This is a genomic window from Nocardia sp. CA-145437 (assembly GCF_050956485.1).
Lineage (GTDB): Bacteria > Actinomycetota > Actinomycetes > Mycobacteriales > Mycobacteriaceae > Nocardia.
In genome coordinates, this window is record NZ_CP191204.1 from 2,254,875 (window position 1) to 2,277,227 (window position 22,353).

The window sequence follows — 22,353 nt, forward strand, 5'->3', positions numbered from 1 at the left end:
CCCGTTCCGGGGCGGCGAACTGAATTGAATCGAGAGGGGCGGTTGTGGGTTTCCAGCAGGAACGCGAAGACAAGGCCGAGGGCACCAAAGTCCCCGGAGGCGCCTCGGACCTGGTCCGGGCCCGCAACCAGCTGCTGGGCGAGCACGGCTCGAACGGCCGCGCCACCCGTCTCGACGCCGAGGCCCTGCGTGAGGCCCTGGTGGATCTCTACGACCTGTGGCTGACCACCAAGGGCCATGAGGTCGGCATCACCGCCGACAGCGGGCTCGCCCTGGTCGCGGTGGGCGGACTGGGCCGCCGGGAGATGCTGCCCTATTCCGACCTGGATCTGGTGCTGCTCTACGACGACGTCGACCCCGCCCGGGTCGCCGAGGTCGCCGATCAGCTCTGGTATCCGCTGTGGGACGCCCACATCAAGCTCGATCACAGCGTGCGCACCGTCCCGCAGGCGTTGCGCGTGGCCGCCGACGATCTCACCGCCGGCCTCGGCATGCTCGAGGCGCGGCACATCGTCGGCGACGACGGATTGAGCAATCTGCTCATCGGCGGCGTGCGCCGGGACTGGCGGGCCGGGATCCGGTCCCGTTTCGACGCCCTGATCGAGCAGGCCCAGACCCGCTGGCGCCGGAGCGGAGACGTCGCCCACCGCGCCGAACCCGATCTCAAGAACGGGCGCGGCGGACTGCGGGACATCCAGTTGCTGGACGCCCTCGCCATCGCACAACTGACCGACGCCATGCCGGGGCTCGGTCCGGAAGTGCCGGGCGGCGGGCTGAAGCAGGCGCACCGCCGCCTGCTCGATGTACGCACCGAGCTGCATCGGGTGGCGGGCCGCGCCCGCGACCAGCTGCGGGCCCAGGACGCCGACGAGATCGGGGCGGCCCTGCGGATCGGTGACCGCTTCGATCTGGCCCGCACGCTCAGCGACGCGGCCCGCACCATCGGCTACTCCACCGATGTCGGGCTGCGGACCGCCGGGAACGCGCTGCCCCGCCGCGGGCTCGCGCGCTTGCGCCGTGTTCCGGTGCGCCGACCACTCGATGAGGGGGTGGTCGAGCATTCCGGAGAAGTGGTGCTCGCCCGCGATGCCCGCCCGCAGCGCGATCCCGGCCTGATCCTGCGGGTGGCCGCGGCGTCGGCGCAGACCGGGCTGCCGATGTCGGCCAACACCCTCAACCGCCTCGGCGAGGACGCGCCCGAGCTGCGCGAGCCGTGGCCCAAGGAGGCGCTCAACGACCTGCTGGTGCTGCTGGGCGCGGGCCGCGGCAGCGTCGACGCCGTCGAGGCCCTGGACCGGACGGGCTTGTGGGGCAGGCTGTTTCCGGAATGGGGCGTGGTGCGTGACCTGCCGCCGCGCGACGCCATGCACACCTGGACCGTGGACCGCCACCTGATGGAGACCGTCGCCCAGGCCGGGGCGCTGTCCACCCGCGTCTCGCGCCCGGACCTGCTGCTGCTGGGCGCGCTGTTGCACGACATCGGCAAGGGCCGCACCGAGGATCACAGCGTGGTCGGCGCGGAACTGGCCGTATCGATCGGAAATCGCCTGGGGCTGTGGCCCTCCGACGTGCAGACGCTGGCGGCCATGGTGCGCCACCACCTGCTGCTGCCCGATACCGCCACGCGCCGCGACACTTCCGACTCCGACACCGTGAAGATGGTGATCGACGCCCTCGGCGGCGACCCGCACCTGCTGGAACTGCTGGCCGCGCTGGCCGAGGCCGACGCGCTGGCCACCGGGCCCGGGGTGTGGAACGACTGGAAGGCCTCGCTGATCGGCGACCTGGTCCGCAACTGCCGCCACGCCATGGCGGGTGATCCGCTGCCGGAGCCGACCCCGATCCCCGAGGAATTGCGCGCTCGCGCGGCATCCGGTGGCGTGCACGTGGATCTGAAGCCGGGGGACGGGCGCTACCACCACGTGGTCACCGTGGTCGCCCCGGACAGTCCGGGCCTGCTGTCGGAGGCCGCGGGCGTGCTGGCCGTGCATTCGCTGCGGGTGCTGTCGGCCGAGCTGGCCAGTGTGGGCGAGTCGGCCATCGACACCTTCGTGGTGGCCCCGCGTTTCGGTGATCCGCCGGACGCCGGTCTGCTGCGGCAGGAGCTGATCCGCGCCATCAACGGCGACCTGGATCTGGCGTCGGTGCTGGCCCGCAAGGAGCGCGACGCGGTCGGCACCCAGCCGAGTCCGTTCGCGCAGGCGCGGCCGCGGGTGTTCTGGCACGAGACCGCCGAGCCGGGGCGGGTGTTGCTGGAATTGCGGGCCGAGGACCGCATCGGGTTGCTGAACCGGTTGGCCGCGGCGCTGGCCGAATCGGGGGTGAACGTGTCGTGGGCGAAGGTGGTGACCATGGGTTCCGCGGTCGTCGACACCTTCTGCCTGGATCTGGGCGATACCGACACGCCCGGGCGGCGAGCCGAGATCTCGGCGGCGGTGCTCGCCGTGGTGCCGCCCCAACAACCGAAGAAATCGCCCGAATCAGACAGCTGAATCGGATCTTCCAGCGGTTTTCCGGTTGGAGAGCAGGAGACGGAAGTAACCGGCAAACCACGCGTTTGCCCGTTGATCAGAATGTTGCAGGAGATTTGCTGCAATGCGGTCGAGTGACCGGCGTCACACCCTAGTATTCCGCGTGCACGTGTCCGTCATGAGTCGCGAACACGAGGGGAGTGAGTCGGTGGCAATCGAAGTCGTTTCCGCGTCGATGATGACGAGCGATCTGACCGCGCACATCGCCCGCTGTGTCGGTGGCGACCGCTGGGTGGTCTCCTGGCTGCCCGGCCGGACCCTCACCGGGCAGCAGGCCGTGACCGCCATGACCATCGCCTCCGCCGTCACCGGCGAGAGCCCGTCGGACGCCGGCTGGGCGATCCTCGACGGGCTCGCCCTGGAGCTGGGCCTCACCGCCCGCGAGGCGGTCGGCATGGTTGCCATCGAGAAGCACGACCTGCGCCGCCCCGGCCCCCGCCCGCGGTCGCTCGAATAACCACTACCCTGGTATCTCGAGTGAACGTCCCTCGAGATCAGGAGCATCGGTGTTCGAATCCCTTTCCGACCGGTTGGCCGGTGCCCTCAAGGATCTGCGTGGCAAGGGACGCCTGTCGCCGGCGGACATCGACGCGACCGCTCGGGAGATCCGCCTGGCCCTGCTCGAGGCCGACGTCGCGCTGCCCGTGGTGCGCGGCTTCATCGCGAAGATCAAGGAGCGCGCCAAGGGCGCCGAGGTCTCCGCGGCGCTGAACCCGGCCCAGCAGGTCGTCAAGATCGTCAACGAGGAACTCATCAATATCCTCGGCGGCGAGACCCGGCGGCTGCGCCTGGCCAAGAACCCGCCCACCGTCATCATGCTGGCCGGTCTGCAGGGTGCCGGTAAGACCACCCTCGCGGGCAAGCTCGCCAAATGGCTGAAGGGCCAGGGCCATACGCCGCTGCTGGTCGCGTGTGACCTCCAGCGTCCGGGCGCGGTCACCCAGCTGCAGGTGGTCGGCGAGCGGGCCGGCGTGCCGGTCTTCGCGCCGCACCCGGGCACCTCCATCGGCGGCGGCGAGAACCCGCTGGGCGTCTCCGCGTCCGATCCGGTCGACGTCGCGAGCGCCGGCATCGAGGAGGCCAAGGCCAAGCAGTACGACGTGGTCATCGTCGACACCGCCGGTCGCCTCGGCATCGACGAGGAGCTCATGCGGCAGGCCGCGGGCATCCGCGACGCCGTCAACCCCGACGAGACCCTGTTCGTCCTCGACGCCATGATCGGTCAGGACGCGGTCTCCACCGCCGAGGCCTTCCGCGACGGTGTCGGCTTCACCGGTGTCGTGCTCACCAAGCTCGACGGTGACGCCCGCGGTGGCGCGGCGCTGTCGGTGCGTGAGATCACCGGCCAGCCCATCCTTTTCGCCTCCACCGGCGAGAAGCTCGAGGACTTCGACGTCTTCCACCCCGACCGTATGGCCTCGCGCATCCTCGGTATGGGTGACCTGCTCACCCTGATCGAGCAGGCCGAGCAGGTCTACGACGCCAAGCAGGCCGAGGAGGCCGCCCGCAAGATCGGCTCCGGCGAGCTGACCCTCGAGGACTTCCTCGAGCAGATGCTGGCCATCCGCAAGATGGGCCCGATCGGCAACCTGCTGGGCATGCTGCCGGGCGCGGGCCAGATGAAAGACGTTCTCGCGCAGGTCGACGACAAGCAGCTCGACCGCGTGCAGGCCATCATCCGCGGCATGACCCCCGCCGAGCGCGCCAACCCGAAGATCATCAACGCCTCGCGCCGCCTGCGCATCGCCAACGGCTCGGGCGTGGCGGTCTCCGATGTCAACCAGCTCGTGGACCGCTTCTTCGAAGCCAAGAAGATGATGGGCGCGATGAGCCGCCAGTTCGGCTTCCCCGGCGGCAACCGGGGCGGCAAGAACACCAAGAAGGGCGGCAAGAAGGGCAAGAAGGGCGGACGCGGCCCGACCCCGCCCAAGGTGCGCGGCGGTTTCCCGGGCATGCCCGGCCTCCCGGGCGGTATGCCCGGCGGCATGCCGGACCTCTCCAACCTCCCGGCCGGCCTCAACGAACTCCCCCCGGGCCTCGAGGGCTTCGATCTCAGCAAGCTGAACTTCCCCAAGAACTGACGGATAGCAGCGGGTTTCGTGTCGCCGTGTGCGGCGGTCGGATCGTCGGTACGGTTCGGGCGTGAAAATCGATCAGGTTTCCGATTCCGTGTACGTCGTGGCGGGGACGAACGTCAACTGGGCGTTGGTCAGTGATGATCGTGGTGTGACCGTGGTGGACGCGGGGTATCCCGCCGATACCGCCGCGGTGCTGAGTTCGGTGTCCCAGATCGGGCATCAGCTCGGCGATATCGCGGCGGTCCTCGTGACTCACGCGCATCTGGATCACATCGGGGCGATCCCGGCCTTGGTGGAGCGGGCCGGGGTGCCGGTGTACACCGGGGCCGAGGAGGTTCGGCACGCCAAGCGGGAGTATCTGCAGCAGATCACGCCGCTGCAGATGGTGGGACAGTTGGGGAGTCGGCGCGGGGCGGTGTGGGTGGCGCAGACGCTGCGGGCCTGCGTGGGGCATATCGGGATGAGCGTGCCGACCGCGGTGGCGGCGGACGCGGAGACCCTGGCGGCGCTGCCGGGCGGGTTCGTCGCGGTGCCGACGCCCGGTCACACGAACGGTCACACCGCGTACTTCATGCCGTCGGAAGGCGTGCTGTTCTCCGGGGACGCCCTGGTCACCGGTCACCCCATCGCGCGGGAGACCGGTTTGCAGTTGCTGCCGGGCGTGTTCAACCACGACGAGCCCGGCGCGCTGGCGAGCGCGCGGAGCCTCGCCGACCTGGGGGCCGAGGTGATGGTGCCCGGGCACGGACTCCCGATCCGCGAGGACCTGCCCGCCCTGCTGGGCGCTTTCGCGAAGTCCTGAGTCTCAGCTAGCCGGCTGTTTCACGAGCGCGGCGATCCCGCGCCTCGATCTCGGGGGTCAACTCGACGATGGCGAAGCTGGTCGCCCACAGGCCGCCGTCGTCGAGATTGGCCGCGCCCTCGAATCCGAGGGTGGTGTAGCGGTTCTTGAACTTGGCCGCGGGCTGGAAGAAGCAGACGTTCTTGCCGTCGCGGAAGCGGCGGCGGCCGGAGGCTTCTTCGAAACCGATCGATTCGGTGGCCGTGCGATAGTGATCCCATGCGGCTGCATTTCCGTGGCTTTGTCCTGCCCGACGGTGAACTTCGCGATCTGTGGGTGCGCGACGGGGTGATCTCCGCCGAGCCGGTGCCGGGCGCGGATACCGTGCACGCCTCCGGCTGGATCCTGCCCGGCCTGGTCGACGCGCACTGCCATGTCGGCATCAAATACGGTGGCGGGCACGAGGATTCGGATGGGTTGATCGCCCAGGCCGAGGTCGAGCGGGACGCCGGGGCGCTGTTGCTGCGCGACGCGGGCTCACCGGTCGACACCCGTTTCCTCGACGAGCGCGCCGACCTGCCGCGCATCATCCGCGCGGGCCGCCACATCGCCCGCCCCAAACGCTATATCCGCGAACTCGGCATCGAACTCGACGACGAGCGCGACCTGCCCGACATCGTGGCCGAGCAGGCCCGCCGCGGTGATGGCTGGGTCAAGATCATCGGCGACTGGATCGACCGCGCGGTCGGCGACCTCGCGCCGCTGTGGTCGGATCCGGTCCTGAAGGCCGCCATCGACGCCGCCCACCGCGAGGGCGCCCGCGTCACCGCCCACGTCTTCGGCGAGGACGCCCTGCCGGGCCTACTGGGTGCGGGCATCGACTGCATCGAACACGGCACCGGCCTCACCGATGACACCATCGCCGCCATGGCCGCTCAGGGCACCGCTCTGGTCCCCACCCTCGTCAATATCGACACCTTCCCCGGAATCGCCGACGGCGCAACCAAATTCCCCACCTACGCCGCCCACATGCGCGACCTGCACCGCCGCTCCCGCGACACCGTCGCCAAGGCCCACGACGCCGGGGTCCCCGTCTACACCGGCACCGACGCGGGCGGCTCCATCCGCCACGGCCGCATCGCCGACGAGATCATCGCCCTGACCGAAGCCGGTTTCAGCCCCCACGACGCGCTGGGCGCGTCCGCCTGGAACGCCCGCGACTGGCTCGCCCACCCCGGCATCACCGCGGGCGCCCCCGCCGATTTCGTCGTCTACCAGGAAGACCCCCGCGTCAACCTCCGCATCCTCACCACCCCGTCCTGGGTCGTCCTGCGCGGCCGCGTCTACGACCGCCGCGACCCGGTGACCGCATACCGCTGAGCCTGCCGGTGCGTGGATCAGCGGTGCATGTCCCGCGTTCGGGCCACGACTGTTCAGCGCATGAAACAATGTCGATCAGATTGAACCGACACCCGGACAGATCGGACGGGAAATGACGATGACCGCTGAGGTTTCGACGTTCCACCCACTCGGCCCGTCAACCATGGAAGACTGGCTGGCCGCTGAGCAGCCGTCCGATGGATCTCGTCTCGAGCTCGTCCTGGGGTACCTCTACATGACACCTCCGCCCACGGGGTCGCACCAGTACGCGACCGGTGAGTTGTTCGTGGCGCTTCGTGCGGCGGTCCGGGCTGCGAACCGATCGGATCTGCGGGTGCTCCCCGGTGTCGGCGTGAAGATCAGCACAGCGTTCCGCACCGGCGTCATCCCCGATGTCGCGGTCGTCGCGGCCGACGCGCACCGGAAGAGCTTCGAGGCGCACGAACTGGTGCTGGCCGTCGAAGTCTGGTCGTCGGGAAACACGCGTGAGGAACGCGATACGAAGATCGCCGGGTATGCCGCCGCTCGAGTTCCCTATCTGTGGATCGTGGAACTCCCCGAAGGCAAACCCGCCAAATTCTGCGGCTATCGACTGGGCGAATCCGGGTATCGCCAAGAGATTTATGCGGTCGAGGGTGAAGTGGTCTCGCCGCCCGCCCCGGTCTCGGTCGAGATCGCAACAGCGGAGCTTCGCTGATCGGTCCGCGCTGACCTGACCACGGCGTATAGGTATCCGAATCCGTCACCCGGCAGCCGAAATGCCGGACCTTAGGATCGCCCCCTGCATTGTCGCGGAGAGTTTCCGCAGCATTCCGTGGGAGGGAACCATGCTCGAACCATCCGATCCCAGCGTCCGCGTGGCGGGGCCGTCGGACCAGTCGCCCGGGCAGTCCGGGGAGGTGAATCTCGGTGGGGGGCCGACGGTTTCGGCTGACGGTCCGGGCGAGTGGCCGCGGGAGGCGGGCGGATATCCGCCGCCGGGCGATCGTGGTGTGCGCCAATGACACCGACGCCACGTCCATAGGCACCGCGAAACTCGGTGACTGCGGTGACCGCAACACCATGAAGAAGGTGGCCTGCACCGATCCGGGCGCCTCGCAGCGGGTTTTGTCGGTGCGCACCGTCTACGGCAAGCCCGCGCGCCCGGAGTGCCCGGACGATCTGGGGGCGAACTCGGTGTTCACCCGCGGCAACGACAAGACGGATCTGGTGCTGGTGGTCTGTATGGGCCCGGCGGATCTGAGTGATTCGCGGTACGCGGTGGTCGGTGACTGCATCACCGACGACAATGTCCGCGCGACCTCGGCGTCGGCGACACACCGGATCGATTGCGGGGGCCCCGGGGCCCGGTACGAGGTGACCGATCGTCACGACTCGAACGACAACGCGTGTCCCGCCGGCACCGCGGTCAGTCTGACCTACGGCTCGGGCACCACCGCGGGCCTGACCATCTGCATGCGTCGCCGGTAGGACTGTTCTGTCGATTCGCCTGCGCGGGGATAGTGAATCGTGCATGCTTCACACGTTTCATTTCTCGACCCCTGATGAGGAGAACGACCGTGGGTTCCATCGAAGCCCTGGCCATCAGCGTGCTGGCCGGACTGATCGTGAAGCTGCTGACCTCGGGCAGCTCGACCCCGAACTAGCGGCGGGTACGGTCACAGCCCATCGGGACCCTCCGGTGGGCTGTCGCCGTTTCCGGGGGTTGCGGGGCGATTTCTCCGGTCGGATGGGGGTCTGGCAGAATGAACGACCGTCCTCATCGAGGACAGTGTCAGCCCGTCTCCGGTTCCGTACCGCGCGGCGGTCACAGCACTTGACGCAAAACCGGGCCCACCGCGAGTGGGTCGCTGAATTGCGACGTGACCAACCTTTGAAAGGAAGCAGCTCATGGCTGTTCGTATCAAGCTGACCCGTCTGGGCAAGATCCGCAACCCCCAGTACCGCATCGTCGTCGCCGACGCCCGCACCCGTCGTGACGGCCGCGCCATCGAGTCGATCGGCATCTACCAGCCGAAGCAGGAGCCCTCGCTCATCCAGATCGACTCCGAGCGCGCCCAGTACTGGCTGGGTGTCGGCGCGCAGCCGACCGAGCCGGTGAAGCGTCTGCTGGAGATCACCGGCGACTGGCAGAAGTTCAAGGGCCTGCCGGGCGCCGAGGGCACCCTGAAGGTCGCGGCCCCGAAGCCGTCCAAGCTGGACCTGTTCAACGCCGCGCTCGCCGCCGCCGAGAACGAGCCGGTCGCCGAGGCCGTCACCCCCAAGAAGAAGGCCGCCAAGAAGGACGAGGCCGCCGAGGCCGAGGCCGCTGAGGCCACCACCGAAGCCGCCGAGTAACCGTGAACGAGCGCAGCGAGCGAACCAATGGCACAGCCGCCTCGGCGGTTATGCCGGAGGCGAGCGCCAGCGAGGTGCAGGCATGAGCGCCGTCGTGGCTGATGCTGTCGAACATCTCGTTCGCGGCATCGTCGCCAATCCGGACGACGTCCACGTCGAGCTGATCACCAGCCGTCGTGGCCGCACCGTCGAGGTGCACGTGCACCCCGACGATCTGGGCAAGGTGATCGGTCGCGGCGGTCGTACCGCGACCGCCCTGCGCACCCTGGTCGCCGGCATCGGCGGCAAGGGTATTCGCGTCGACGTGGTCGACACGGATCAGTAGATGACGGAGCTCGTGGTCGGACGGGTCGCCAAATCGCACGGTGTGCGTGGCGAACTCGTCGTAGACGTCCGCACCGACGAGCCGGAACTGCGGTTCGCGCCCGGCAGCGTCCTCACGGGGAAGCTGCCGCGGGCGAAGCAGACGCAGGAATTCGTAGTGGAGTCGGCCCGGGAGCACTCGGGCCGGCTTCTGCTGCGTCTGGACGGGCTCGTCGATCGCACCGCCGCGGATGCGTTGCGCGGCATGCTGTTCGTGGTCGACACCGCCGATCTGCCGCCGTCGCAGGATCCGGACGAGTACTACGACCACGAGCTCGAAGGGCTCCGCGTCGAACTCGCCGACGGCACCGTCGTCGGCACCGTCAACGAAGTGCTGCATTCCGCTGCGGGAGAACTGCTCTCGATCAAGGCCGGGGACGCCTTCCCGCCCGCGGGCCGGGAGATCCTGGTGCCGTTCGTGCTGGCCATGGTGCCGACCGTGTCCGTCGCCGACGGGCTGATCGTCATCGACCCGCCCGAGGGCCTGCTGGACCCGGAGTAGCGGCATGCGTATCGACGTCGTCACGATCTTCCCCGAATACCTCGAGCCGATGCGAGCGGCCTTGCTGGGCAAGGCCATCGACAAGGGACTGCTCGAGGTCGAGGTGCACGACCTGCGCCGCTGGACCCACGACGTGCACAAATCCGTGGACGACACCCCCTACGGCGGCGGGCCCGGCATGGTCATGAAACCGACCGTGTGGGGCGACGCCCTCGACGAGGTGTGCCCGGACGACGCCCTGCTCGTGGTGCCCACCCCCGCGGGCGTGCCGTTCACGCAGGAGACCGCGCAACGCTGGTCCGGCGAACAGCACATCGTGTTCGCGTGCGGCCGCTACGAGGGCATCGACCAGCGGGTCTTCGATGATGCCGCGCGGCGCGTGCGGGTCGAGGAGGTCAGCATCGGCGATTACGTGCTGATCGGCGGCGAGGCCGCGGTGCTGGTCATGACCGAGGCGTTCGTCCGGTTGATCCCGGGCGTGCTCGGCAATCAGCAGTCCCACGAACAGGATTCGTTCTCCGACGGCCTGCTCGAGGGCCCGTCCTATACCCGGCCGGTGAGCTGGCGTGGACTGGATGTGCCGGAGATCCTCTTGTCCGGCAATCACGCCAAGGTCGCACAGTGGCGGCGCGAGCAGTCGCTGGAACGCACGGCCGCGCGCAGGCCCGATCTGCTGCCGGAGGCCGCGGCGACCGAACTCGGCTGAGACCGGTCAGCGTTTCGGGATCGCTGCGAATGCGTTGTCCGAGCCCGTGACGAGGATTCCCCACGGCGCGGGATAGAGCCGTGTGTGTGAGATGTCCAGATTCATGGTGAGTGTGGGCTTTTCGCCCGCCGCGGTCGGACCCGGGCCGAGTACGACGGTCCGTTTGCCGTTCCCGGTGTCGTAGGCCACCAGCCATGCCTTGGCCCCGCCGCTCTCCCGCATGAGCAGGAAGACCTCGTTGCGGCTGCTCACCATCAGCGGCAGCATCTCTTCCTTGCTCGCGTCCAGCGGCGCGGTCCAGCGGACGCTGCCGTCGGGGGCTTGCAGTCGCATGTCCTTGTTGTCGGCGATGACATAGCTGTCCATCGTGAGCGACGACCCGTCGGCGAGCAGGGCGCGGAATTCCTTGTCGGAGGCCGCTTTCCGGCTGCCGAGCGAGGATCCGTCGGCCATGTCGACGGTGTCGACGGTGCCCTCGGTCACGACGATCGCCATCCGGCCGGGGCCGCGCAGGAAGCTGCCCTTCTCGGGGATGTCGCGATGCCAGACCGTGGATCCGGCGGTGCGGTCGAGTCCGCCGACGATGGTCCGGCCGCCTGCCGCGGCGCAGCGGAACACCACCACGCCGGGACCTTCGGCCAGGCTGGGCGCATCCGAATCGAACAGGGCCGGAAGGTCTTTCGGTAACGGCGTGGCGCACCCGAGCGTGCCCGGATCGATCGACCAGCGCTGCTCGCCGGTGCGCGGATCGAAGTGGACGAATTGCCCGGTGGCGGAGTCCGACTCGAACCACTGCTCGGCGGGAGTGTCCCACAGCCGCTTGCCGGAGGTGGTGTCGTAGGCGGTCAGTCCAGGGGTGCCCTGCCATCCGGCCAGCATCACATGTCCGCGGTCGAGCACCTGGATCTTGCCCTGCTCGGGCGGAGCGCCGGTGGACGCGATCTTCCAAAGCTGTAGTCCGGTACGGATATCCACGCGGGTGATCCCGTCGTCGGCCAGGGTGTATACCCCCGTGGACATGACCCCGAAGGATTCGTTCGGGCCCAGCGACAGCGTCTTGACAGCGCTCAGGTCCAGGTCGGGCACCGTGGATCCGTCGGCGATGGTGGCGGAACCGCTCGAACCGCAGCCCGCCGCGGCAGCCGCCAGCCCCGCCGCCAGGGCGACGCGGGCGTAGGCCCGGAACACTCGACGTGGAACACGTACGCGCAGAGTCGGGATCGGCACGGGGGCGATCCTGCCACCGGCCTCGCGGCGCGCCGATCCGAGACTCGCGGGACAGAACGGACCGAATCGCGCGTGGGCGTTGCACCGGGTGTCGGGCGACGGCGGTAGTGTCTGCGGGCGTGACGACAGCCTCCGAAACCGTCAGCGCAGCATCCGCAGGTGCCACCGGCACCGTCCGCCTCGCCAGCGTCGGCCGGCGTATCGCCGACGAGCTGGGCGTGCGCGAGGAGCAGGTGCGCTCCGCCGTCGAACTCCTGGACGCCGGCTCGACCGTGCCGTTCATCGCCCGCTACCGCAAGGAAGTCACCGGCGGGCTCGACGACGCGCAGCTACGCACCCTCGACGAGCGCCTCCACTACCTGCGTGAACTCGACGAGCGCCGGGGCTCGATCATCGAATCCATCCGTGGCCAGGGCAAATTGGACGACGCGCTGCACGCGCAGATCATGCTCGCCGACACCAAGGCCCGCCTCGAGGACATCTACCTGCCGTTCAAGCCGAAGCGGCGCACCAAGGCGCAGATCGCGCGCGAGGCCGGGCACGAGCCGGTGGCCGACGCGCTGCTGGGCGACCCCGCCACCGATCCCGCGCAGTACACCGCCGAACAGCTCGACGGCGCCCGCGCCATCCTGGTGGAACGCTTCGCCGAGGACGCCGACCTGGTCGGTGAACTGCGCGAACTCATGTGGGAGCGCGGCCAGGTGTCCTCGACCGTGCGCGCGGGCAAGGAGGAGGCGGGCGCGAAGTTCGCCGACTACTTCGAATTCTCCGAGCCGTTCCACAAGCTGCCCTCGCATCGCATCCTCGCGCTGCTGCGCGGTGAGAAGGAGGAGGTGCTCAACCTGCACCTCGAACCCGACACCGCGGAGCTCGAGGACGGGCAGCGCTCCATCTACGAGGGCCGCATCGCCGTCAAGTTCGACATCGCCGATCGCGGCCGGGCCGCCGACGGCTGGCTGCTGGACACCGTGCGCTGGGCGTGGCGGACCAAGCTGCAGGTCAGCCTGGGCATCGACACCCGGATGCGGTTGCGCCAGTCCGCCGAACGCGACGCCGTCGACGTGTTCGCCGCCAACCTGCGCGACCTGCTGCTGGCCGCACCTGCCGGCACCCGCACCACCATGGGCCTGGACCCGGGCTACCGGACCGGTGTGAAGGTGGCCGTGGTCGACTCCACCGGCAAGGTCGTCGCCACCGAGGTCATCTACCCGCACAAGCCGCAGGGCCAGACCGAGAAGTCCCTCGCGGTGCTGGGTGCACTGGTCGCCCGGTTCAACGTCGAGCTCATCGCCATCGGCAACGGCACCGCCTCCCGCGAGACCGACGCCCTTGCCGCCGAACTGATCTCGCGCATCCCCGAGCACAAGCCCACCAAGATCGTGGTGTCCGAGGCGGGCGCGTCGGTGTACTCGGCCTCGGCGTACGCCTCGGCGGAGCTGCCGGACATGGACGTGTCGCTGCGCGGCGCGGTCTCCATCGCCCGCCGCCTGCAGGACCCGCTGGCCGAGCTGGTGAAGATCGACCCGAAGTCCATCGGCGTCGGCCAGTACCAGCACGATGTGTCCGAAACCCTGCTGGCCCGCTCGCTGGGCGCGGTGGTCGAGGACGCGGTGAACGCGGTCGGCGTCGACGTGAACATCGCCTCGGTCCCGCTGCTGTCGCGGGTGTCGGGCATCTCCAACTCGATCGCCGAATCCATTGTGGCCCACCGCGATGCCAACGGCCCGTTCCGCAACCGCGCCGGGCTCAAGGACGTCCCGCGCCTGGGCCCCAAGGCCTTCGAGCAGTGCGCCGGCTTCCTCCGCATCCGCGAGGGCGACGACCCGCTCGATACCTCCGGCGTGCACCCCGAGGCCTACCCGGTGGTCCGCCGCATCCTCGACGCCAGCGGCAAGGGCATCAAGGAGATCATCGGCAACACCTCCGCGCTGCGCGCCCTGCGTCCCGCGGACTTCACCGACGAGCAGTTCGGTGTCCCCACCGTCAGTGACATCATCTCCGAGCTCGAGAAGCCCGGCCGCGACCCGCGCCCGGAGTTCAAGACCGCCGAATTCGCCGCGGGCATCGAGAAGGTCGCGGACCTGAAGCCCGGCATGGTCCTGGAAGGCGTCGTCACCAATGTGGCCGCCTTCGGCGCGTTCGTCGACGTCGGCGTCCACCAGGATGGCCTGGTCCACGTCTCGGCCCTGTCCCACAACTTCGTCAAGGACCCGCGCGAGGTCGTGAAGTCCGGCGACGTGGTCAAGGTCAAGGTCCTCGAGGTCGACGTCCAGCGTCAGCGCATCGGCCTGTCCCTGCGCCTGGACGACGAGCCCGGCAAGCCCAAGCAGGACCGCGGCGACCGCGGCCCCCGCGGGAGCCAGGGTGGCGGCCAGCGCGGCGGGCGCGACAACGGCGCCCGCCAGGGCGGCAACCGTCAGGGCGGCCAGGGCGGCGGCAACCGCAACCAGGACCGCCGCAACCAGCCCGCTGCCAGCGGCTCCATGGCCGACGCACTGCGCCGCGCCGGCTTCGGCAAGTAACGCCACACGACGTGCGGGCCCCGGAATCCCCGGGGCCCGCACGGCTTTTCGGGCCTGCCCGATCAGTTCGGGGCGAGCCGCCACAGCGAGATGATCTCGCCGCCCCGCAGCTCGCCGGGCGCGCGCAAGGTCAGACCTTCGGCGGGGTCGGAGATGACCAGCCGGCCTTCGCCGCGCAGCCCCGGCGCCGCGCCTGCGCAAAGCCGTCGATCGCGAGACGCTCTCGGACCGGGAGGGATCGGCGGGCTAGCGGTGGAGCGGAGAGCCGACTCGGTGCAGGGTGCCGTCGGGGTCGACGTAGGCGAATTCCCGTAGACCGTAATCGGTGTCGGCCGGAGCGGTGAGACAGCCGGGGAGGTCCGCGGCGGACCATTCCGCGTGCAGGGCGTCCGCGTCGGACACATAGAGGTAGACGGCCGAGGCGGTGCGCTTCGGATCGTGCTCGCTCCATTCGGTGAGGTGCAGCGCTATGCCGCCGCGATCGGCGAAGCCGTAGCGGGCCTCGCCCTCGTAGGCGCGGGCGGTGAAGCCGAGGCGGCGGTAGCGGTCCAGGGCCGCGTCGAGGTCGAGGACGGGGATGACCGGGGCGACGCTCTCGAAGGCGATCTCGTTCGGCATGCGGATTCCGTTCGTCGACGGCGGTATGCCCGGGACGGTACCGGTGCGGACCGACAGCCCGGCCGTCCTGACGGGTCGAGCGGGTGGTGAAAAGTGGAGCGGCCGAGGGGGATCGGGTCCGGCTCGGCCGTTCCGGGGCGGCTATTCGACGCCGAGCGAGACTTCGGTCGATTTGATCAGGACCTTGACGGGCGTGCCATCGGCCAGGCCGAGGTCGTCGGCGGCGTCGCGGGTAATGGAGGAGGTGATCTCGTCGCCACCGGTGAGGCGGATGCGGACGACGGCCATGGCCTCGCCGCGGGTGACCTGGGTGACCGTTCCATCGAGTTGATTTCGTGTACTCAGTCGCATGGTCGCCAGCGTAGTTGGCTGGTTGGTTGCTGTATCTCGTCGTCGGGTGATTGTGATCTCCGCGTGCCGATCTTGGACACGGGTAGCGTGGCGGGGGTTGCGGTTCGCGCGAGAATTCCGGAGGCGACACGGGCATGCATGTGCGGCAGTGGTGGGAAGATGTCGTGGTGGCGCACGGCCGATTGCCGCTGGCATGCCTGCTGCTCGGGTTCATCATCGGGTTCCTGTTGATCCGGATCAGCGTGCGGCTCATCCGCAAACAGGTGCGGTGGTGGCCCGGCAATGTGCGGGCCGGGGACGTGCACATCCATCACATGGTGTTCGGCGTGATCCTGGTGCTCGGTTCCGGCATGGGGCTGGTGGCGCTGTATCAGAGCTCGGACGGCGTGATCAGTGCGCTGGCAGCGGTTTTCGGGCTCGGCGCGGCCCTGGTGCTCGACGAGTTCGCGCTCATCTACTACCTGCGCGACGTGTACTGGGAGGAGCAGGGCCGGACCTCGGTGGACGCGGTGTTCGTGGCCCTCGCGGTGACCGGACTGCTGCTGCTCGGGTTCCATCCGCTGTGGCTGCTCGATATCGGCGATGTGCGGGACCTGCGGTCCGAACCGAATGTGCCCGAGCGTTTGCTGACCATCGCCTTCGCGCTGATGAACCTGCTGCTCGCCGCCATCGTCATCGCCAAGGGCAAGATCTGGACCGGTCTGTTCGGCATGTTCTTTCCGCCGCTGCTGTTCATCGGCGCGCTGCGCCTGAGCCGTCCCGGCGCGCCCTGGGCCCGCTGGCGCTACGGCTCGCGGTCGGGCCTGATGCGCCGCGCCATGCGCCGCGAACGCCGTTACCGCCGCCCGATGATCCGCGCCAAGATCTTCGTCCAAGACCTCCTCGCCGGAAAACCCGACGCCGCGCACGTCCTGCGCGCCACCGAGGAGGAGCTGACCCGTACCATCGTCCCGGCCCCGCCCGCTCCGCCGCCGACGCACATCCATCTGCTCCCGGTCCGCAAGCACGAGGAGCGGCCCCCGGAGCCCGTCGACAGCCAATAGCCGGGGCCCGATTCCCGTCCGGGCCGCGTCGTCTGGCACAATGCTCAGGTTGCCTTGGGCGCACTTCGCCCGGGCACCGCCCAATTATCCGGAGCACGAACCGGTAGAGCACCCTCCCCGGGTAGCCGCCAGGTTCCTCTGTTCGCGCGAAAACCAATAAGGACGGACATGAACACCCTCGACTTCGTCGACGCAAGCTCGCTGCGCAACGACATCCCGGACTTCCGCCCGGGTGACACTGTCAACGTGCACGTGAAGGTTATTGAAGGCAACAAGGAGCGAGTCCAGGTCTTCAAGGGCGTCGTCATCCGCCGCCAGAACGGCGGCATCCGCGAGACCTTCACCGTGCGCAAGGTGTCGTTCGGTGTCGGCGTGGAGCGCACCTTCCCGGTGCACAGCCCCAACCTCGACAAGATCGAGGTCGTGACCCGCGGTGACGTGCGTCGCGCCAAGCTGTACTACCTGCGCGATCTGCGCGGCAAGGCCGCCAAGATCAAGGAGAAGCGCTGAGGTAGCGACCGTCCCCGACTCGTCGGGGATCGGTTCTCACAGAGCATCACCGTCGGCTCGCCACAATGCCTGATTGTCGGCTCGCCACAATGCCTGATTGTCGGCTCGCCGACGCCGAGTAGCCCGGCACCGCATGGTTCTTCGCGGTGCCGGGCTACTCTGTTCCGGTGGCAGACGAGAGCGAGTCGGTGACGAAGTCCGGGTCGGGCGATGGCAATGGGTCCCCGACGCCTGAACCCCTTCAGCCGAAAGCGAAGAAGAAGCAGCGCCCGTTCTGGCAAGAGCTGCCCATCCTGATCGGTTTCGCGGCGTTGATCGTCGCGTTGCTGGTGACCTTCATCGGGCGGCCGTACGTGATCCCGTCGCAGTCCATGGAACCCACGCTGCACGGGTGCGCGGGCTGCACCGGTGACCGCATCTACGTGCAGAAGCTGAGCTACTACTTCGGCGACCCGGAGCCGGGCGACGTGGTGGTCTTCGTCGGCCCGACCGACGACTGGAACCGGCACTACAAGTCGATCCGCTCGTCGAACACCGCGGTCCGCGGCGTCCAGAACTTCCTGTCCTTCTTCGGTCTGGTACCGCCGGACGAGAACGACCTGGTCAAGCGCGTCATCGCGACGGGCGGCCAGTCGGTCAAATGCTGTGACGCGCAAGGCCGGATCCTGGTCAAGGACAGCGCCCCCGGTTCGGAGTGGAAGCCGCTCGACGAGCCGTACGTGCTGCACAACAACCCGTTCAACGCACAGAACCCCGACATCCAGTTCAATGCCGGCGGTCGCGCGTTCCCCGAGGTCAAGGTGCCCGAGGGCAATCTGTGGGTGATGGGCGACAACCGCGCCGAATCCGCCGACTCCCGCTATCACATGCGCGACGAGCTGAACGGCACCGTCCCGGTCGACGATGTGCGTGGCAAGGCCGTGTTCAAGATCTGGCCGCCCAGCCGCATCGGTCCGGTCCGGGCCGAGAACCCGCAGACGAACTGAGAATCGCGAGATAATCGACCGGTGGGGAAGATGGCAGGCGAAGCCGCCGGCGCGCGCCGGAAGGAGCGCGGCGGCAAGAAGATTCAGCGGATCGACCGCGGCGACTGGCCGCCGCGCGTGGTGATGCGGCAGGCGGGCGGGCTACGCACGCTCGAGGCCGCGCTGATCCGCAGCGGACTGGGCCCGGTCGCGGGCGTGGACGAGGCCGGGCGCGGTTGCTCGGCCGGACCGCTGGTCGTCGCCTCCTGCCTGCTACCACCCAAGTCCTACACCTCGCTGGCCGGTCTCGACGATTCCAAGAAGCTCACCGAGAACACCCGTGAGCAGCTGTTCCCGATCATCAAGCGGATCGCGCTGGCCTGGTCGGTGGTGGTGATCCCGGCCTGGGAGATCGACGCCATCGGCATCCATGTGGCCAATATCGAGGGCATGCGGCGCGCGGTGGCCGGACTCGATCCGGTGCCCGGCTACGTGCTCACCGACGGTTTCCGGGTGCCGGGCATTCCGGTGCCGTCGCTGCCGGTGATCGGCGGCGACGCGTCCGCGGCCTGTATCGCCGCCGCCAGCGTGCTGGCCAAGGTGACCCGCGACCGCATGATGGTCGAGATGGACCGCGAGTATCCCGGCTACGGATTCGCGGCCCACAAGGGCTACAACACCCCCGAGCACAATGAGGCGCTGACCCGTCTCGGCATCACGCCCGAGCACCGTCGATCGTGGCGAAACGTCCGGGAGACCGGCCGAGTGGCTACCGACACGGCGTATGCGGGATGATGTCTCTACACCCAGTTGGGCGACAAGGAGGACGTTCCACCCGATGAGCGCCGAGGACCTCGAGAAGTACGAAACCGAGATGGAGCTATCCCTGTACCGCGAGTACAAGGACATCGTCGGGCAATTCTCGTACGTGGTGGAGACCGAGCGTCGCTTCTACCTCGCCAATTCTGTCGAACTGCGGCCGCAGAACGCCGATGGCGAGGTGTACTTCGAGGTTCGGATGTCGGATGCATGGGTGTGGGACATGTACCGGCCCGCCCGCTTCGTGAAGCACGTTCGCGTGATCACCTTCAAAGACGTGAATATCGAAGAGCTGGAGAAGACCGACCTGCGGCTTCCCGACTGATCCACAGGCTGGAGGTTATCCCCAGCCCCGCTGTTTTCCCAGTTCGGCATGGCCGCGTCCGGTACGGGCGCGGCCATGCTGGCTGAATGGCACAGCATCTGGCGCTGGGAGCGCAGGGGGAAGACCTGGCCGCGGACTATATCCGCACGTCGGGCATGTCGATCGTCGCCCGCAATTGGCGATGCCGCTACGGCGAACTCGACCTCATCGCCCGCGAGGGCGACATCACCGCCTTCATCGAGGTCAAAACCCGCCGCAATCTGACCTGCGGCCGCCCCGAGGAGGCCGTCACCCTCCTCAAACAGCAACGCATCCGCACTGTGGCCCGCCATTGGCTGCACGCCAACCCCGGCCGCTTCCCGCGCATCCGCTTCGACGTCGTCTCCGTCATCTTGCGCCCTGGCCGCCCACCGGAGATCCTGCACCTGAAGGCGGCGTTCTGACATGCCCCTCGGCAGGGCCTACTCCGTCGCCGTCAACGGCGTCGAAGGCCAACTCGTGGAAATCGAAGCCGACATAGGCCAGGGCCTCCCCTCGGTCCACCTCGTCGGCCGCCCCGACACCACCCTCCAGGAATCCCGAGACCGAGTCCGAGCCGCCGTCTCCAACACCGGCGAGAAGTGGCCCGACGGCCGCGTCATCCTGGCCCTGTCGCCCGCCACCCTGCCGAAGGTGGGCAGCGTCTATGACCTCGCCCTCGCCGGCGCGGTCCTCGACGCGGCGGGCGCGATCCCGTCGAACCGCCTCGCGGAGTCCGTTCTACTCGGCGAACTGGCCCTCGACGGCCGCGTCCGCCGAGTACGCGGCATCCTCCCCGCGGTCCTCGCCGCCCGAAACGCCGGCCGCCGAACCGTCATCGTCCCCGCCGCCGCCCTTGCCGAAGCGGGCCTGGTCGACGGCATCCGAGTCCTCGGCGCAGCCACCCTCCTCGAACTGCTCGACTGGCTGCGCGGCGGGGGAGAACTGACCGTCCCGGATCCGGTCCTGCCGGTAGCCGATCCACCGATCGGAGACCTCAGCGAGGTGGTGGGCCAGGACGAGGCGCGCTGGGCGCTGGAGGTGGCCGCGGCCGGTGCGCACCATCTGCTGCTGACAGGTCCGCCCGGCATCGGGAAAACCATGCTGGCGCAACGCCTTCCAGGCCTGCTGCCACCACTGCGTGAGCGGGATTCCCTCGAGGTGACCGCGATCCATTCGGTCGCGGGCACGCTCTCCGGCGACGCACCGCTGATCACCGCGCCGCCCTTCGTGGCGCCCCACCACTCGTCGTCTGTCACGGCGATGATCGGCGGCGGTTCCGGTTCCGCGCGCCCGGGCGCGGTGAGCTGCGCCCATCGCGGTGTCCTGTTCCTCGACGAATGCGCGGAGCTGGGCGCCAAGGTCCTCGAAGCCTTGCGAACTCCCTTGGAGGAGGGTGAGGTTCGCATCGCGCGCAGGGACGGAGTCTCCCGCTTCCCGGCGAGATTTCAGCTCGTGTTGGCGGCCAATCCGTGTCCGTGTGCTCCCGCCCGGGATATCGACTGCATCTGTGCGCCCCTGGCTCGCCGCCGCTACCTCGGCAAACTCTCGGGCCCACTGATGGATCGCATCGATATCGCCGTGCAGATGCATGCCCAGGCCGCGGGCGCGTTCACCGGCGACGAGGTCGAGACCAGCGAGGTCGTCCGCGCCCGCGTGACCGCGGCCCGCGCGGCAGCCGCGAAGAGGTGGATCGAACTCGGCATGTCCACCAACGCCGAAGTCCCCGGCCACGTTCTCCGCCAACGCTTCCGCCTCCCCCGCGAGGCCCTCGCCCCGGTCGAGAACGCGCTCCAGCACGGCCGCATGTCCGCCCGCGGTGCGGACAGAGCCATCAGAGTCGCCTGGACTGTCTGCGATCTTCGCGGCGGCGACATACCGAATGCTCAGGACGTCCTGCAAGCCTTGAGCTTCCGGCAGCGAGGTACCGCATGAGCGAGAACGAACATGGGTCCGCTGGAGTCGGTGAGGGCGAGACCCGGGAGGCCGGCAACGAACATGGCCGCGGTTCCGGTTGGACCGGCGTGTTGTCCGGGAAAGCAATTCACGACGGCGGTTCGGTCGCGAGCGGTGATGCGGAGGAGCGGCGGTTGGCGTGGGTGTACTTGTCGCGGGTGGTGGAGGGGCCTTGTGCGGCGTTGTCGGCGTTGATCGAGTCGGTGGGGGTGGCGGAGGCGGCTCGGGCGGTGCGGGAGAGGGAGTTGCCGGAGGTGTTGCGGGGGCCTACCGAGCTGCGGCGCTGGATCGAGCAGGCGGACGCGGATCTGGCGCACATCGAGCGGCTGGGCGGGCGGGTTGTGACACCGGAGGATGCGGAGTGGCCCGCGTGGCGAATGCTCGGGTTGCGCCAATTGGATCCGGCGCATGATGCCGATGGGGCCGTGCCGCTGGTGTTGTGGGTGCGCGGGAGCAGGTCGCTGCTGGAGACGACCGAGCGGGCGATCGCGGTGGTCGGGGCTCGGTGCAGTACCGGGTATGGCAATCACGCGACCGGGGAGATCGCCGGGGAGCTGGCCGCGCGGGGATGGACCGTCGTGTCCGGGGCCGCGTTCGGGATCGACGGAATGGCTCACAGGGCCGCGCTGGGAGTCGGCGGCATGACGATCGCTGTACTCGCGTGCGGTCCTGATCGCCCGTATCCGGTGCAGCACGATCATCTGCTCGCCGAGATCGCCGATCGTGGTCTGGTCGTCACCGAGTACCCGCCCGGAACATCCGCGCGCAAGCACCAGTTCCTCGCTCGCAATCGGTTGATAGCCGCCCTCGCCGACGGTGTTGTCGTGGTGGAGGCCGGGATTCGTAGTGGATCACGGAATACGGTGAAGTGGTGCCGGAGGTTGGGGCGGCCGGCGATGGCGGTGCCGGGGCCGATCACCTCGGCGGCCTCGGTCGGGTGTCACCGGATGATCCGGGAGGGGGAGGCGTTCATCGTGACGCGGGCCGAGGACATTCTCGATGAGGCCGGCCCGTTGCGGTTGTCGTTGCCGGGAGCGGTCGCGACCGCTCCGGAGGACAACCTGTCGGGGGATGAGGCATTGGTCCTGGCCGCGTTGCCCGCGACCGGGTCGCGGCTGCCGCGGGCGGTGGTCACCGATACCGGCCTGGCGTTGCCGACGGTGCGAGCCACCTTGTCCGCGTTGGAGATCGCCGGTCTGGTCGGCTGCGACGGCAACGGCTGGTACCGGATGCGGTCGCCGGGGACCGGCGCGGGCGGCGCCATTGTCGCGAGCCATGAGGACCATCGGTGATCCCGTCCGCCGGAATGGGTGTGGCGCGA

At 69.0% G+C, this 22,353-nt stretch carries 23 protein-coding genes; 20 read left to right on the forward strand and 3 right to left on the reverse strand.

All coding sequences use genetic code 11. The features are described from left to right. Positions 1 to 44 precede the first annotated feature (44 nt). The 11 genes from ACQPYY_RS09995 to trmD all read left to right on the forward strand — a co-directional run bounded on the left by ACQPYY_RS09995 (position 45) and on the right by trmD (position 10,678). Entirely contained in the window at positions 45 to 2,492 is a 2,448-nt protein-coding gene (locus ACQPYY_RS09995) for a [protein-PII] uridylyltransferase (protein ID WP_433593529.1), read from the forward strand. Positions 2,493 to 2,679: 187 nt separating this feature from the next. Beyond that, positions 2,680 to 2,988 carry a hypothetical protein gene (locus ACQPYY_RS10000; protein WP_379101854.1) on the forward strand — a complete coding sequence of 103 codons (309 nt, stop codon included), beginning with the start codon at positions 2,680 to 2,682 and terminating at the stop codon, positions 2,986 to 2,988. Positions 2,989 to 3,037: 49 nt separating this feature from the next. Next, the gene (gene ffh / locus ACQPYY_RS10005; RefSeq protein ID WP_357281591.1) at positions 3,038 to 4,612 is read left to right on the forward strand and encodes a signal recognition particle protein; all 1,575 of its coding nucleotides are present in this window, start codon (positions 3,038 to 3,040) and stop codon (positions 4,610 to 4,612) included. A 61-nt stretch (positions 4,613 to 4,673) separates the two neighbouring features. Next, complete coding sequence (locus ACQPYY_RS10010) at positions 4,674 to 5,411, forward strand: MBL fold metallo-hydrolase (RefSeq protein ID WP_433593530.1); 738 nt, start codon at positions 4,674 to 4,676, stop codon at positions 5,409 to 5,411. Positions 5,412 to 5,669: 258 nt separating this feature from the next. Beyond that, positions 5,670 to 6,770, forward strand: a complete 1,101-nt coding sequence (locus tag ACQPYY_RS10015) for an amidohydrolase family protein (RefSeq protein WP_433593531.1) — start codon at positions 5,670 to 5,672, stop codon at positions 6,768 to 6,770. Positions 6,771 to 6,933: 163 nt separating this feature from the next. Beyond that, a complete protein-coding gene (locus tag ACQPYY_RS10020) occupies positions 6,934 to 7,467 on the forward strand; it encodes a Uma2 family endonuclease (protein WP_433594607.1) in 534 nt (177 codons plus the stop codon). Positions 7,468 to 7,679: 212 nt separating this feature from the next. Continuing rightward, the gene (locus tag ACQPYY_RS10025) at positions 7,680 to 8,240 is read left to right on the forward strand and encodes an LppU/SCO3897 family protein (RefSeq protein WP_433593532.1); all 561 of its coding nucleotides are present in this window, start codon (positions 7,680 to 7,682) and stop codon (positions 8,238 to 8,240) included. A gap of 420 nt (positions 8,241 to 8,660) precedes the next feature. Beyond that, positions 8,661 to 9,107 (forward strand): 30S ribosomal protein S16, encoded by a 447-nt coding sequence (rpsP, locus tag ACQPYY_RS10030; RefSeq protein WP_357092641.1) that lies wholly within the window; start codon positions 8,661 to 8,663, stop codon positions 9,105 to 9,107. An 82-nt stretch (positions 9,108 to 9,189) separates the two neighbouring features. After that, positions 9,190 to 9,432, forward strand: coding sequence for an RNA-binding protein (locus tag ACQPYY_RS10035; protein ID WP_029930032.1), 243 nt, complete (start codon positions 9,190 to 9,192; stop codon positions 9,430 to 9,432). Next, a complete protein-coding gene (gene rimM, locus ACQPYY_RS10040; RefSeq protein ID WP_379101863.1) occupies positions 9,433 to 9,972 on the forward strand; it encodes a ribosome maturation factor RimM in 540 nt (179 codons plus the stop codon). A 4-nt stretch (positions 9,973 to 9,976) separates the two neighbouring features. Next, positions 9,977 to 10,678 (forward strand): tRNA (guanosine(37)-N1)-methyltransferase TrmD, encoded by a 702-nt coding sequence (trmD, locus tag ACQPYY_RS10045; RefSeq protein WP_433593533.1) that lies wholly within the window; start codon positions 9,977 to 9,979, stop codon positions 10,676 to 10,678. Between the two features lie 6 nt (positions 10,679 to 10,684). On the opposite strand, the gene ACQPYY_RS10050 is transcribed toward trmD, so the two are convergent. Then, positions 10,685 to 11,905, reverse strand: a complete 1,221-nt coding sequence (locus ACQPYY_RS10050) for a PQQ-binding-like beta-propeller repeat protein (protein ID WP_433593534.1) — start codon at positions 11,903 to 11,905, stop codon at positions 10,685 to 10,687. A gap of 119 nt (positions 11,906 to 12,024) precedes the next feature. Between ACQPYY_RS10050 and ACQPYY_RS10055 the strand changes: the two genes are divergently transcribed. After that, the gene (locus ACQPYY_RS10055) at positions 12,025 to 14,427 is read left to right on the forward strand and encodes a Tex family protein (protein WP_433593535.1); all 2,403 of its coding nucleotides are present in this window, start codon (positions 12,025 to 12,027) and stop codon (positions 14,425 to 14,427) included. Between the two features lie 246 nt (positions 14,428 to 14,673). Here the strand turns inward: ACQPYY_RS10055 and ACQPYY_RS10060 are convergent, their stop codons facing one another. Together ACQPYY_RS10060 and ACQPYY_RS10065 are read right to left on the reverse strand one after the other, a co-directional pair. Further along, entirely contained in the window at positions 14,674 to 15,033 is a 360-nt protein-coding gene (locus tag ACQPYY_RS10060; protein ID WP_379102197.1) for a bleomycin resistance protein, read from the reverse strand. Between the two features lie 153 nt (positions 15,034 to 15,186). Further along, the gene (locus tag ACQPYY_RS10065) at positions 15,187 to 15,396 is read right to left on the reverse strand and encodes a TOBE domain-containing protein (protein ID WP_357281576.1); all 210 of its coding nucleotides are present in this window, start codon (positions 15,394 to 15,396) and stop codon (positions 15,187 to 15,189) included. Between the two features lie 140 nt (positions 15,397 to 15,536). Here ACQPYY_RS10065 and ACQPYY_RS10070 point away from each other — a divergent pair, with 140 nt between their 5' ends. From ACQPYY_RS10070 to dprA, 8 genes are all read left to right on the forward strand, one after another. Beyond that, positions 15,537 to 16,439 carry a hypothetical protein gene (locus tag ACQPYY_RS10070; protein WP_379102199.1) on the forward strand — a complete coding sequence of 301 codons (903 nt, stop codon included), beginning with the start codon at positions 15,537 to 15,539 and terminating at the stop codon, positions 16,437 to 16,439. 168 nt (positions 16,440 to 16,607) lie between these two features. Then, positions 16,608 to 16,949, forward strand: a complete 342-nt coding sequence (gene rplS / locus ACQPYY_RS10075) for a 50S ribosomal protein L19 (protein WP_120737548.1) — start codon at positions 16,608 to 16,610, stop codon at positions 16,947 to 16,949. A 167-nt stretch (positions 16,950 to 17,116) separates the two neighbouring features. Beyond that, positions 17,117 to 17,935: a signal peptidase I gene (gene lepB / locus ACQPYY_RS10080; protein ID WP_433593536.1), complete on the forward strand. Its 819-nt coding sequence runs from the start codon at positions 17,117 to 17,119 to the stop codon at positions 17,933 to 17,935. A 30-nt stretch (positions 17,936 to 17,965) separates the two neighbouring features. Continuing rightward, positions 17,966 to 18,709, forward strand: a complete 744-nt coding sequence (locus tag ACQPYY_RS10085; protein ID WP_379102201.1) for a ribonuclease HII — start codon at positions 17,966 to 17,968, stop codon at positions 18,707 to 18,709. A gap of 43 nt (positions 18,710 to 18,752) precedes the next feature. Next, positions 18,753 to 19,058 carry a DUF2469 domain-containing protein gene (locus tag ACQPYY_RS10090; protein WP_040859817.1) on the forward strand — a complete coding sequence of 102 codons (306 nt, stop codon included), beginning with the start codon at positions 18,753 to 18,755 and terminating at the stop codon, positions 19,056 to 19,058. Positions 19,059 to 19,144: 86 nt separating this feature from the next. Next, positions 19,145 to 19,501 carry a YraN family protein gene (locus ACQPYY_RS10095; protein ID WP_433593537.1) on the forward strand — a complete coding sequence of 119 codons (357 nt, stop codon included), beginning with the start codon at positions 19,145 to 19,147 and terminating at the stop codon, positions 19,499 to 19,501. A 1-nt stretch (position 19,502) separates the two neighbouring features. Beyond that, on the forward strand, positions 19,503 to 21,011 hold the full coding sequence (locus ACQPYY_RS10100; protein ID WP_433593538.1) for a YifB family Mg chelatase-like AAA ATPase: 1,509 nt from the start codon (positions 19,503 to 19,505) through the stop codon (positions 21,009 to 21,011). 155 nt (positions 21,012 to 21,166) lie between these two features. Further along, positions 21,167 to 22,324 (forward strand): DNA-processing protein DprA, encoded by a 1,158-nt coding sequence (dprA, locus tag ACQPYY_RS10105; protein WP_433594608.1) that lies wholly within the window; start codon positions 21,167 to 21,169, stop codon positions 22,322 to 22,324. The last annotated feature ends 29 nt before the right edge of the window (positions 22,325 to 22,353 follow it).